Annotated in this window: 12 protein-coding genes; 3 read left to right on the plus strand and 9 right to left on the minus strand. The window is 56.1% G+C overall.

Going from position 1 to position 13,045, the window contains the following annotated elements; translation table 11 throughout:
* Positions 1–150: 150 nt before the first annotated feature.
* The 4 genes from hemG to pepQ are packed head-to-tail and all read right to left on the minus strand — an operon-like array spanning position 151 to position 4,134.
* Complete coding sequence (gene hemG / locus AC2LB6_RS04105) at positions 151–684, minus strand: menaquinone-dependent protoporphyrinogen IX dehydrogenase (RefSeq protein ID WP_490092567.1); 534 nt, start codon at positions 682–684, stop codon at positions 151–153.
* Positions 685–701: 17 nt separating this feature from the next.
* On the minus strand, positions 702–2,153 hold the full coding sequence (gene trkH / locus AC2LB6_RS04110) for a Trk system potassium transporter TrkH (protein ID WP_004571219.1): 1,452 nt from the start codon (positions 2,151–2,153) through the stop codon (positions 702–704).
* Between the two features lie 32 nt (positions 2,154–2,185).
* On the minus strand, positions 2,186–2,803 hold the full coding sequence (locus AC2LB6_RS04115; RefSeq protein ID WP_490092568.1) for an IMPACT family protein: 618 nt from the start codon (positions 2,801–2,803) through the stop codon (positions 2,186–2,188).
* Positions 2,803–4,134: a Xaa-Pro dipeptidase gene (pepQ, locus tag AC2LB6_RS04120; RefSeq protein ID WP_490092569.1), complete on the minus strand. Its 1,332-nt coding sequence runs from the start codon at positions 4,132–4,134 to the stop codon at positions 2,803–2,805. Before pepQ ends, AC2LB6_RS04115 begins: the two co-directional genes overlap by 1 nt.
* Before the next feature lie 187 nt (positions 4,135–4,321).
* On the opposite strand from pepQ, the gene fadB reads away from it, so the two are divergent.
* Together fadB and fadA are read left to right on the plus strand one after the other, a co-directional pair.
* Positions 4,322–6,505: a fatty acid oxidation complex subunit alpha FadB gene (fadB, locus tag AC2LB6_RS04125; RefSeq protein WP_490092570.1), complete on the plus strand. Its 2,184-nt coding sequence runs from the start codon at positions 4,322–4,324 to the stop codon at positions 6,503–6,505.
* 10 nt (positions 6,506–6,515) lie between these two features.
* Positions 6,516–7,679, plus strand: a complete 1,164-nt coding sequence (gene fadA, locus AC2LB6_RS04130) for an acetyl-CoA C-acyltransferase FadA (RefSeq protein ID WP_490092571.1) — start codon at positions 6,516–6,518, stop codon at positions 7,677–7,679.
* An 80-nt stretch (positions 7,680–7,759) separates the two neighbouring features.
* Here fadA and fre read toward each other — a convergent pair whose 3' ends face one another.
* Together fre and ubiD are read right to left on the minus strand one after the other, a co-directional pair.
* Complete coding sequence (gene fre / locus AC2LB6_RS04135) at positions 7,760–8,461, minus strand: NAD(P)H-flavin reductase (protein ID WP_008926461.1); 702 nt, start codon at positions 8,459–8,461, stop codon at positions 7,760–7,762.
* A gap of 41 nt (positions 8,462–8,502) precedes the next feature.
* Entirely contained in the window at positions 8,503–9,987 is a 1,485-nt protein-coding gene (gene ubiD / locus AC2LB6_RS04140; RefSeq protein ID WP_490092572.1) for a 4-hydroxy-3-polyprenylbenzoate decarboxylase, read from the minus strand.
* Between the two features lie 240 nt (positions 9,988–10,227).
* Here ubiD and rfaH point away from each other — a divergent pair, with 240 nt between their 5' ends.
* Entirely contained in the window at positions 10,228–10,716 is a 489-nt protein-coding gene (rfaH, locus tag AC2LB6_RS04145) for a transcription/translation regulatory transformer protein RfaH (protein WP_090966337.1), read from the plus strand.
* Here rfaH and tatD read toward each other — a convergent pair.
* From tatD to tatB, 3 genes are all read right to left on the minus strand, one after another.
* A complete protein-coding gene (tatD, locus tag AC2LB6_RS04150; RefSeq protein ID WP_490092573.1) occupies positions 10,713–11,495 on the minus strand; it encodes a 3'-5' ssDNA/RNA exonuclease TatD in 783 nt (260 codons plus the stop codon). The two genes, rfaH and tatD, sit on opposite strands and share 4 nt — an antisense overlap.
* 87 nt (positions 11,496–11,582) lie before the next feature.
* A complete protein-coding gene (tatC, locus tag AC2LB6_RS04155; protein ID WP_419140470.1) occupies positions 11,583–12,341 on the minus strand; it encodes a Sec-independent protein translocase subunit TatC in 759 nt (252 codons plus the stop codon).
* The gene (gene tatB / locus AC2LB6_RS04160) at positions 12,341–13,042 is read right to left on the minus strand and encodes a Sec-independent protein translocase protein TatB (protein ID WP_490092574.1); all 702 of its coding nucleotides are present in this window, start codon (positions 13,040–13,042) and stop codon (positions 12,341–12,343) included. The genes tatC and tatB overlap by 1 nt, the downstream gene beginning before the upstream one ends.
* Positions 13,043–13,045 lie beyond the last annotated feature (3 nt).

The raw sequence follows: 13,045 nt of genomic DNA on the forward strand, positions 1-13,045 counted from the left end.
GGCTCAGTCTCCTGTGCCTCTCAACCCGTTTCCCGTTGCCGGTGTTCCGTGTCGATGGAGGCGCATTATAGGGAGTTCGCGCGGGCTGACAAGTGTTTATTACGAAAAGATTATCGTTCGCAGTAATTTTCATCAAATCGCGCTATTTCGCTACGATTTGCCTGGTAACTGTGCAAGATCATTGGCAAAAGTACGTACCTGTTGCCAGTCCGTGTACTCCACTTCTTTCGTGGAATCTGTCTCACCGCCGGTCATACGCATAATCAACTGAATCATGACGCGATCGAACCAACGATAGCGCGGATAATAGAGTGCGCCTGCAAACACGGCACAGCAATCGGGTTGCCACGGCGAGCTGGCCAGGAACTTCTGCGTATAAGCATTAGTTTCAGGAGAACGCTTCTCAGGTTTACGCGCCGTGAGGTTCACCGAAAAGAAACCGCTGGTACGCTGCTGCAACTCCTGCAGATGTTGCTTCACGAATTTATCAACGACCGGCTGGAAGTGGCCGTAGCGGATAGAGGCGCCAATCAGCACGCGATCATACTGCGCCCAGTCAGGCAGAGCGGCATCCTGAATGTCCAGCACATCACATGGCTGTTGCTGACGGATCAAATCAGCTATAGAAGAGGCAATCTTCTTTGTTTGTCCGTCGCGGGTGGAATAGAGAATCAGCGCTTTCATGTCAGCATCCTTATTAATTATTCACGCCAGAAAGTAGGCGTGAACAGCACCAGCAAGGTAAATACCTCGAGACGCCCAAATAACATGGTGGAAATAAGAATCCATTTCGCCACGTCATTCATTGAAGTGAAGTTATCGGCCACAACCCCTAAACCCGGCCCGAGGTTATTTAGCGTCGCGGCAACAGCAGCAAATGCCGAGAAGTCATCGACGCCTGTGGCAATGATCGCCAGCATGCTGACCAGGAACACCAGCGCATAAGCCGAGAAGAATCCCCATACGGCCTCAAGGATACGTTCCGGCAACGCCCGATTCCCCAGCTTAATGGTGTAGACCGCATTCGGGTGAACCAGACGCTTAAGCTCACGATTACCCTGCTTGCATAACAGCAGGATGCGGATAACCTTCAGGCCACCGCCGGTTGAACCGGCACAGCCGCCGATAAAGGCGGAGCACAACAGCAGCACCGGCAGGAACAATGGCCAGCGTGCGATGCTGTCGGTCGTGAATCCCGCCGTTGTCGCCATGGAAACGACCTGGAAGAAGGCCTGGTTCAGCGTTTGCCAGCCGCTGTCGTAAACATTGTGGAACCAGAGCACCAGCGTGCAGATCAACACCAGTGTCAACTGAACACCAATGAACATGCGGAATTCCGGGTCGCGCCAGTAAACGCGCAGATTGCGCCCGCTTAACATGGCAAAATGCAGGCCGTAGTTACAGCCTGAGATCAGCAAAAACACCGCCACGATGGTATTGATGGTGCCACTGTGAAAATAGCCGATGCTGGCATCATGGGTTGAGAAGCCGCCAATCGCGATGGTCGAGAAGCTGTGGCCGATAGCATCAAAGGCCGGCATTCCTGCCAGCCACAATGCCAGCGCACAGGCCACCGTCAGCAGAACATAGATCAGCCAGAGTGTTTTGGCCGTTTCGGCAATACGCGGCCGCATTTTGTTATCTTTCAGTGGCCCCGGCATTTCAGCGCGATAGAGCTGCATGCCCCCGACGCCCAGAATCGGCAATATCGCCACCGCTAACACGATGATTCCCATACCGCCCAGCCACTGCAGCATCTGCCGATAGAAGAGGATCGCCTTAGGCAGCGAGTCCAGCCCCACCAGCGTGGTGGCACCGGTCGTTGTCAGGCCAGAGAAAGATTCAAAGAACGCATCCGTCACGGAAAGATGCGGCTGCTCGGCAAAGATAAAGGGCATAGCCCCTACGCTGCCCAGCACCGTCCAGAACAGGACAACAATCAGAAACCCTTCCCGCGGTTTGAGTTCGGTTTTCTTTTTGCGATTCGGCCACCACAGCAGCGAGCCGATCACCAGCGCCATCATAAAGGTCTGGCTAAACGCCCGCCCCGCGCCATCGCGATAAATCAATGCAACCAGGCCGGGCAAAATCATCGTCACTGAAAAGAGGATCACCAGCAGACCGACTATGCGGGTAATGGCGCGAAAGTGCATTCAGCCGTTCCTTTAAATAATAGAGATGAACATCAGGGTGTGAGCGGGATCAGCGATAACGCGCCCCGACTAAAGTCTGACAGATTTTTTTTGAATCCGTCGATTTGTCCGTAAGGTACAGCCAGCGTCAGCGCAATGCGATCCTGAAACTGACTGTCGGTCACCTTACCGTCGAAACGCTGAACCAGCCGTTCAACATCACTGAGCTGTGGATAGTCACATTGCAACGTAAACAGCTTCATCGGCACTTTGCGCTGCCGTGGCAGCAGCTTAAGCCCCTGCTGAACGCCACCGCCATAGGCTTTTACTAAGCCACCGGTTCCCAGCATGATGCCGCCGTAATAACGCACTACCACGGCAGTAATCTCGCCAATATCCGCGCCCATCAGTTGCGCCAGCATCGGTTTCCCTGCCGTACCCGAAGGTTCACCATCATCAGAGAAGCCGAGCTGTTGAGAATCATTCGGCGCGCCCGCGACCCATGCCCAGCAGTGATGCCGTGCAGCGGGATGCTCGCTTTTGACCTGCTGGACAAAGGCGCGTGCCGCCTCTGTCCCCTCGGTGTGCGCCAGCAGCGTAATGAACCGACTCTTTTTGATCGTCTCCTCACTGCTGCTCACGGGCACAGCGGGAATATCAAAGGCCTTCATCAGGCCAGATGCAGATCGCGGGTCATGTTCTCAACGCGATGCGCATGGATCACCACGTTATCCTCGATACGAATCCCGCCATAAGGCCGAAGTGCATCGATAGCCTGCCAGTTAAAGTGCTGACTGAAACGGCCTGCACGCAGCGGCGCCAGTAATGAGTCAATAATATAGAAGCCCGGCTCGATGGTTAATACCATGCCCGGTTGCAGCACGCGGGTGCAGCGAAGATAAGGATATTGCGCAGGCGCGGCCAGATGCGTGCCCTGTTCATCCTGCATAAAACCAGCCACGTCATGCACCTGCAGACCCAGCGGATGCCCCAGGCCATGTGGCATAAACGGACCGGTCAGATCTTCAGCCACCAGCGCTTCTTCGCTGATGCCCTGCACCAGCTCAAACTTCAGCAGCATCTTCGCAATACGCTGGTGCATCTGAAGATGATAATCGGTGTAGCGAACGCCGGCTTTCAGCGTAGCTATCAGCGCCAGCTCTTCCGCGTTCATCGCCTCAACCATTCTGGCATAGAGCGAACTGCTCTGCGCCGCATAGCTACGGGTCAGATCGGCGGCGTAGCCAAGATACTCAGCGCCCGCATCAATCAAAAAGCTGTGGCATTTCGCCGGTGGCTGATGATCCAGCCGGGTGTAGTGCAACACCGCAGCGTGCTCATTCAGCGCAATGATATTGCCGTAAGGCACATCGGTGTCGCGATGACCGGTCGCAGTCAGATAGGCCTGGTTGATATCGAACTCGCTTAAGCCTGCCGAGAACGCCTCTTTCGCTGCGCGATGACCGGCAACCGCCAGCTTTTGCGCCTGGCGCATACAGGCAAGTTCATAATCTGTTTTGATGCTGCGATGGAAGTGCAGGAAGTCGATCACCGCTTTGGGATTGATATTGCCAGAGGCGATACCGAGCTGAGCCGCGCGCGCGTTGACCGGACCAATATAGGCGACATTATCACGCTGGGCAGGCAGCAACTGCGCAATCTCATCCGCATTTTTCAGGCCGATAACCTCGACATCCCCGGTCCAGAAGCTATCCGGCAGCGGTTCAACGTTATGCCAGTAATCCACCGGAGAGTAGAACCACAATCTGGGTTTGTTCACTCCATCAATCCACAGCCAGCAGTTAGGCACCTGCGTCACCGGCACCCAGGCCTTGAACTGTGGATTCACCTTGAACGGATAGGTGTGGTCATCCAGAAACACCGTCAACAACTCACCGGAATGGATCAACATCGCATCCAGTTTGTTGCGTGCCAGCACCTGCTGCGCCCGTTGTTGCAACGTGGCGATATGCGCGTGATACAAGGTCTTCAGTGAATCCATTGACGTCTCTCCAGTGTCGCGAAATGGCCGCAAGTTTAGCATACCCCTTGCGCAGATGCCGAAGTCGGCGGAGCTGTGATCTTGTTAGCAAATCAGCAAAGAGCAGTTTGCAAATAATTAACATCACTCCCACACTCACGATCATCTGGTATGACCAGATCACCTTTCGCGGTTTCAGGAGACGCACATGCTCTACCAAGGCGCTAACCTTACTCTTCACTGGCTGGACGATGGCATCGCCGAGCTGGTTTTTGACGCTACAGGCTCGGTCAACAAGCTCGATACGCAAACCGTCGCCAGTCTGGGCGAGGCGATTGCGGTGCTGGAACAGCAGCCAGAACTGCGCGGCCTGCTGCTGAGCTCCGCTAAACCTGCTTTTATTGTGGGCGCGGATATCACCGAGTTTCTTTCCCTGTTTGATGCACCTACCGAAAAACTGAGTCAGTGGCTGAGCTACGCCAACAGCATCTTCAACCGTCTGGAAGATTTGCCGGTGCCGACCCTGGCCGCCATTGACGGCTATGCGCTGGGCGGCGGATGTGAATGCGTTCTGGCAACCGATCTGCGTATCGCCACTGCGGACGCCCGTATTGGCCTGCCGGAAACCAAACTCGGCATCATGCCCGGATTTGGTGGCAGCGTGCGATTGCCACGCCTGCTGGGTGCCGACAGTGCGCTGGAAATTATTGCGGCGGGCAAAGATGTCGATGGCAATGCTGCCCTGAAACTCGGTCTGGTCGATGCGGTGGTCGCTCGCGAAAAACTGCGCGAGGCGGGGATCACGATGCTCAAAGCCGCCGCCACTGATGGCAGCTGGCGCGCGCGCCGGGCACCGAAACTGGCTCCGCTGAAACTCAGCCCGATTGAAGCGGCCATGAGCTTCACGATTGCGAAAGCGATGGTGCTGCAGACCGCAGGTAAACATTATCCCGCTCCGCTGATGGCAGTAAAGACTATCGAAGCGGCGGCCAGTCTTGGCCGTGATGATGCGCTGAAACTTGAAACCGCGGCGTTTGTGCCGCTGGCGCAGTCTGATGAAGCCCGCGCACTGGTCGGCATCTTCCTCAACGACCAGTACGTGAAAGGCCTGGCGAAAAAGCGCGGCAGCGAAAGCGGCGCACCGTCTCAGGCGGCGGTACTGGGCGCAGGCATTATGGGTGGTGGCATCAGCTACCAGTCTGCGTGGAAAGGCGTGCCGGTCAGAATGAAAGATATTAACCCCAGGGCGTTAACCCTGGGGATGAACGAAGCCAGCAAGTTACTTAATAAGCTGTTGGAACGCGGCAAAATCGACGGCAACAAACTCGCCAGTGTGATCGCCACTATCCAGCCCACACTGGATTATGCCGGTTTTGACCAGGCCGATGTGGTGGTGGAAGCCGTAGTTGAGAACCCCCTGATCAAGGCCAAAGTGCTGGCTGAAACCGAACAGCATCTGCGTGAAGACGCGATTCTGGCCTCCAATACCTCGACCATTCCTATCAGCCAACTGGCACAGGCGCTGCAGCGCCCGGAAAACTTCTGTGGCATGCACTTCTTCAATCCGGTGCCGCGTATGCCGCTGGTTGAAGTAGTTCGTGGCGAGAAAACCAGTGAAGCGACGCTGAGTAAAGTGGTGGCCTGGGCCAGCAAAATGGGCAAAACGCCGATCGTGGTGAATGACTGTCCGGGCTTCTTTGTGAACCGGGTACTGTTCCCCTACTTCGCTGCTTTCAGCCTGCTGCTGCGCGACGGCGCTGATTTCCGTCAGATTGATAAAGTGATGGAAAAACAGTTCGGCTGGCCGATGGGTCCCTCCTGGCTGCTGGATGTGGTAGGCATCGATACCGCACACCACGCGCAAAGCGTCATGGCGGATGGTTTCCCGGATCGTATGAAGCATGACTATCGCGATGCGATCGACCTGCTGTTTGATGCCGGTCGTTTTGGCCAGAAAAATGGCAAAGGCTTCTGGCGCTGGGAAGAAGATAAAAAGGGCAAGCTGAAGAAAGTGCCAGATGCGGAGGTGGATACACTGCTGCAACAGGTTTGTCAGCCCGCGCGAGTCTTCAGTGACGAAGAGATCCTGAACCGCATGATGCTGCCGATGCTGAATGAAGTGGTGCGCTGCCTGGAAGAGAAGATTATCGCCTCACCGGCAGAAGCGGATATGGCGCTGGTCTATGGCCTCGGCTTCCCGCCGTTTCGTGGTGGTGCTTTCCGCTACCTCGATACCCTGGGCAACAGCAATGTGGTCGATCAGGCCCGGCGCTACAGCACGCTCGGCGGCCTGTATGCCCTGCCTGCGCTGCTGGTGCAGAAAGCCCATCAGCATGAAAGCTGGTATCCCGCCGCCAAACCGATTGATGAAGCCGCGCTGAAAAGCGCCTGAGGGCAAGAAGATGGAAAATGTGGTGATTGTTGATGCGGTGCGCACGCCAATGGGACGTTCAAAAGGCGGAGCTTTTCGGAACGTGCGCGCTGAAGATCTCTCTGCGCATCTGATGCGCGAAATTCTGAGCCGCAACCCGGCGGTGAATCCGACATCCCTCGACGATATCGTCTGGGGCTGCGTACAGCAAACGCTGGAACAGGGATTTAATATCGCACGTAACGCCGCGCTGCTGGCCGAAATCCCGCACTCCGTACCGGCCACAACCGTCAACCGGCTGTGTGGTTCTTCCATGCAGGCGCTGCACGATGCGGCCCGCGCCATTATGGTTGGCGATGCACAATGCTGCCTGATTGGGGGCGTGGAGCATATGGGACACGTGCCGATGAATCACGGTGTAGACTTTCATCCCGGCCTGGGCCGCACCGTCGCTAAAGCCGCGGGCATGATGGGCTTAACCGCCGAGATGCTGGCACGTATGCATCATATCAGCCGTGAGCAGCAGGATGCGTTTGCTCTGCGTTCGCACCAGCGCGCATGGCAGGCCACCCAGCGTGGGGATTTCGCGACAGAGATTGTCGCCACTTATGGTCACGACAGCGACGGCATTCTCAAACGCTATGATTTCGACGAGGTGATCCGCGAGGAGACCAGCGCCGAAGGACTGGCGGCGCTCAAACCCGCCTTCGATCCGGTGAATGGCACCGTCACGGCAGGAACGTCGTCGGCGCTGTCAGATGGCGCGGCCGCCATGCTGATCATGAGTGAATCACGCACCCGTGAACTGGGGCTGACGCCACGCGCACGTATCCGCAGCATGGCAGTGGTCGGCTGTGATCCGTCGATCATGGGCTACGGACCGGTACCGGCCAGCAAACTGGCATTGAAACGCGCTGGACTGAGCGTCAGTGATATCGACGTGTTTGAGCTGAACGAAGCCTTTGCCGCGCAGACGCTGCCCTGCATCAAGGACTTAGGTTTGCTGGAGCTGATAGATGAAAAGGTCAATCTGAATGGTGGAGCGATTGCTTTAGGCCATCCGCTGGGCTGCTCCGGTGCGCGCATCAGCACTACGCTGCTGAACATTATGGAACGACGCGATGCCCGGTTTGGTCTCGCCACCATGTGCATCGGACTGGGTCAGGGGATCGCGACCGTATTCGAGCGTCTGTAATACGTTGAGTCTTACTTTGTCAGATTTACCCGCCGTTAACCGGCGGGTTTTTTCTATCTGCTACAGGCTGCTACCGGGAATCAGATAAAGGCAAACGCATCGCCATACATCTGTGATTCCACTGCGCCACGCTCGGCACAGAAACGATCGCGGGCAATCTTCGCCATCTCAAAACGACCGGCGATGTAGATCTCATGCTCGCTCAGCGTGCTGAAGTCCTGCATCACGGCCGTCAGGACCGTGCCTGAACGACCCTGCCAGCCCGCTTCGGGCTGCTCGACGACCGGGATCACCTTCAGGTTCGGGTGCTTGACTGCCAGCGCATCAAGTTCGTCCATATCGTACAGATGTTTGAGTTCGCGTCCGCCCCAGTAAATGGCGATATCGCGCTCTGGCTGTTCCGCCAGCGCGGTGAGCAGAATTGAACGGGCATAGGAGAAACCGGTACCGCCTGCAATCAGGATCAGCGGTTTAGTGCTCTCTTCGCGCAACCAGGCATCGCCGTGCGGCATATCAACCGTGATCTGGCGATCGTTACGGATGCGATCCATAACGGCCATGGCATAGAGGTTCAGATCGGACGCGCCGATATGCAGCTCAATGATATCTTTTTCCATCGGCGTTGAGGCCAGTGAGAACGGACGCTTGTCGCGCTCATCCATCACTACCATCAGATACTGTCCCGCGCGAAAACTGAATTCCGCTTCAGGGATCAGGCGAACGCGATAGACCGTGTCGGTAATCGCCTCAACTGAAGTTACTTTACAGCTTAACGTTGTCATGCGTTCCCTCTGTCGGGTCGTCTTTATGGTTGTGCTCGCCATCAACGCTGTGGCGGCTGATCAAAAATACCTAGCTCATCCCAGATAGCATCAATGCGCGCGGTGACCGCAGGATCTTTAACGATAGGAGTACCCCATTCGCGCTGCGTTTCACCAGGCCACTTGTTGGTCGCATCCATCCCCATCTTCGATCCCAGCCCAGACACAGGCGAGGCGAAATCGAGATAGTCGATCGGAGTATTTTCCACTAATACCGTATCGCGGGCCGGATCCATACGCGTGGTGATCGCCCAGATCACGTCGTTCCAGTCACGCGCATTAACGTCATCGTCACACACAATAACAAATTTGGTGTACATGAACTGCCGCAAAAACGACCAGACGCCAAACATGACACGTTTGGCATGCCCTGCGTACTGCTTTTTAATCGTCACAACCGCGAGGCGGTATGAGCAACCCTCAGGCGGCAGATAGAAGTCCACGATCTCCGGGAACTGCTTCACCAGAATCGGCACCAGGACTTCATTCAGCGCCACACCCAGCACCGCAGGTTCATCCGGCGGACGACCGGTGTAGGTGGAGTGATAGATAGGCTTATGGCGCTGCGTAATATGCGTCACGGTAAACACCGGGAAGCTATCTACTTCATTGTAGTAGCCAGTGTGGTCGCCGTAAGGTCCTTCCGGCGCCATATCGCCCGCTTCGATATACCCTTCCAGCACGATTTCCGCACTGGCCGGCACGTCGAGATCGTTCGAGAGGCATTTCACCACTTCGGTTTTATTGCCGCGCAGCAAACCGGCAAACGCATATTCTGATAGCGTATCCGGTACCGGCGTGACGGCACCGAGGATGGTCGCGGGATCGGCACCCAGTGCCACCGAGACCGGAAAGCGCTCACCCGGATGCGCTTTCGTCCACTCCAGATAATCAAGCGCGCCGCCACGGTGCGATAGCCAGCGCATAATCAGACGATTTTTGCCGATCACCTGCTGCCGGTAGATACCGAGATTCTGCCGCTCTTTGTGCGGGCCGCGCGTCACGGTCAATCCCCAGGTAATCAGTGGTGCCGCATCGCCAGGCCAGCACTTCATCACCGGAATGCGCGTCAGATCGACTTCATCGCCGCTGAACACCTCTTGCTGACAGGACGCATTGCGCACGCGTTTAGTCGGCATGTTCAGGACCTGCTTAAACTGCGGCATCTTGTCGAAAAGATCGCGGAACCCTTTTGGCGGCTCCGGCTCTTTCAGGAAGGCCAGCAGTTTACCCACTTCACGCAGTGCGCTGACCTCCTCCTGGCCCATGCCCATCGCCACACGCTTTGGCGTGCCGAACAGATTACACAGCACCGGCATGTCGTACCCTTTCGGGTTTTCAAACAGCAAGGCGGGGCCACCGGCACGCAGAGTGCGATCGGCAATTTCGGTCATTTCCAGTTCAGGGTCGATCGACTGGGTAATGCGCTTTAGCTCACCGCGCTGTTCGAGCAGCGCGAGAAAGTCTCTTAAATCGTGATATTTCATGCGGCTTTAGCTTTCCGGCCAGAGTGAATCGGCCATTATAGGTCTGATTAAGCGGATATGCTGAGGTTTATACGGCGGCTTCACAAGCTGACGTCCATTTCCTGCCACCTTTTCTGCTGCCCACCGGTATGTTAAGAAAATTCTCAGTTTTTTTTCGCTGCGGGACGCTTTACCCTGCCCCTGCGCTATAACTCTGGCAGCAGGTTTGCTATTCTTAGCGTCCATTCAATGGGAGCAGTTATGGAATCCTGGTACTTACTCTATTGCAAACGTGGACAGCTATTGCGCGCGAAGGAGCATCTGGAACGGCAGGAAGTAAATTGCCTGAGTCCAATGATCGCTCTGGAAAAGATCGTGCGCGGCAAACGCACCACGGTGAGTGAGCCACTTTTTCCAAATTATCTGTTTATTGAATTTGATCCGGAAGCGATTCATACCACGACCATCAGCAGCACCCGTGGTGTCAGTCACTTCGTGCGCTTCGGCACCACGCCCGCGACCGTGCCATCGGCCGTGATTGAAGCGCTGGAGACCGACGTCCCGCAAATCCTGCTTGATCCTGAGACCCCACAAAGCGGCGATGAAGTGGTCATCACCGAAGGGACGTTTGAAGGGCTGCGCGCCATCTTTGCCGAGCCGGATGGTGAAACACGCTCGATTCTGTTGCTTAATCTGCTGAACAAGCAGGTGATGCGCAGCGTGGATAACAAGCAGTTCCGCAAGCTTTAAACCAGTCTGAACAACGTCCGCGCATTCTGATCAATGCGGACCGCCAGTTCCTCAGCATTCTCGCCACGCCATGTCGCCACCTGATTAACTATATGCGGTAAAAAGCAGGGTTCGTTCCGGCGTGAGGTCGGGCGCGGGCGCATGTCGCGCGGCAGCAGATAAGGCGCATCGGTTTCCAGTAGCAGACGATCGGCTGGAATCAGTGGCAGCAGCTCACGCAGTTCCAGACCACGACGCTCATCGCATACCCAGCCCGTTATCCCCACCGATAATCCCATTGCAAGACAGGCTTCCAGTTCATCACGCGTGCCGGTAAAGCAGTGGATCACCGCACCCGGCAATTTTGGTAGCCAGGGCCCAAGCACCGCAGCGAAGCGCTCATGAGCTTCACGGCAGTGAAGAAACACAGGCATATTGAGTTCCGCCGCCAGAGCCAGCTGCGCGTCAAACGCATACTCCTGCTGCTCATGCGCCGACAGGTTGCGGTTGAAATCGAGTCCGCACTCACCGATAGCCACCACTTCCGGTTTTTCAGCCAGGCGACGCAGAGTGCTGGCAATTTCCACAGACCATTCACTGGCATGATGAGGGTGAACGCCCGCGGTAGACCAGCAGAATTCAGGTTGAGCTTCAGCCAGTCGCTGAGCCTGCTGGCTCTCCAGCGCGTTAGTGCCGGTAATAAGCATCCCGGTGACGCCCGCATCACGCGCGCGTTTAACCACCTTTTGCCGATCGGAGGCGAATTGCGTGCTGGTCAGGTTTACACCGATATCAAACATAATTTTTCCCACTGTTTATAACAAAAACCGCCCATCCGGGCGGTTTGGCTTGATCGCTTCCCGCCTGTGCGGGTAAAGCTGTCAGCTTCAGGAGTCGCTGTTTTCGTCCTCATCCTGTGCCCGGCGGCCTTTACCCACATAGTAACGGGAAAAGAATACGCCGACTTCAAACAGGCAGTACATCGGAATAGCGAGCAAAGTTTGGGAAAAAACATCCGGTGGTGTGAGCAGCATCCCGACTACGAAGGCGCCCACCAGAATATAGGGACGTTTCTTCTTCAAATCTTCCGGACTGGTGATTCCGGTCCAGCACAGCAAAACAATCGCCACCGGCACTTCAAACGCCACACCAAATGCCATAAACAGCGTCATGACAAAATCGAGGTATTTAGAGATATCCGTTGCGACGGTGACGCCAATCGGCGCGGTCTTGGTGAAAAAACCAAATGCCAGCGGGAAGACCACGAAATAGGCAAAAGCCACGCCGAAGTAAAACAGGAAGGTGCTGGAAAAGAGCAGCGGCATAACCAGCTTACGCTCATGCCGGTAAAGCGCCGGGGCGATGAAAGCCCAGACCTGATAGAGGATCACCGGCACCGCAAGAAACACCGACACAATAATGGTCAGCTTAATCGGCGTGAAAAACGGTGAGGCCACATCGGTCGCAATCATGCTGGAGCCAACCGGCATCTGGCTGATCAGCGGAGCCGCAACCAGCTGGTAGATATCATTAGCGAAGTAAACCAGCACCAGGAAAATCCCCAGTACGGCGAGGATGCAGTTCAGTAGTCGCTTACGCAGCTCAATCAGATGACTGATGAGCGGTTGGGTATCTTCAACGGCCATTATCGTTCATCACTTGCAGAAGAGGAGGTAGCGGAATTACGCACAGAATCTGTCGGCCTGGCAACATCCGCAGCGGGTGCCTGTGCCGGAGCGCTGGCCACGGCGGCAGGTGCGGCAGAAGATTGCACAGCCGGAGCGGATGAAACTGCTGACGGAGCCTGCGCCGGGACAGTGGCAACTGCGGAAGGTGCCGCAGAAGGTTGCACAGCCGTGACAGAGTCTGAAACCGGAGCGGGGGCCTGTGCCGGCGCGCTGGCCTGATGTTCTGCGGTAGCCGGCGTCGCCGCAGGCTCAACCGGGCCAGGCTCTGAGCCCTGCACCGTTTCAGAAGCGGGCTGAGGCGCCGGCCTGTGCTGAGCCGAATGAATGGTGTTTGCCTCGTCTTCCTCTTTTTCAATGTCGATGCTCTGACTGACCGAGCGTTTCATTGAATCCGCGGTTTTACGCAGCTCTTCCATCGACTCTTTCAGCTCAGGTGAGAGTGTGCCGCGGCTCGCTTCTTCCACCTTTTTCAGGCTGTCCTGCAGCTCCTGCAGCTTAAGTTCCTGCGCCAGTTCATGTTGTACATTGGCTGCGAGCGAACGGATCGCCCTGATCCAGCCGACCACAGTTTTCACCGCAACCGGTAAACGTTGCGGGCCGAGTACAATCAGCCCGATAACGAACACCAATACCAGTTCACTAAAACCAATATCGAACACGGT

This window comes from Pantoea sp. RCC30.1, from assembly GCF_058148845.1.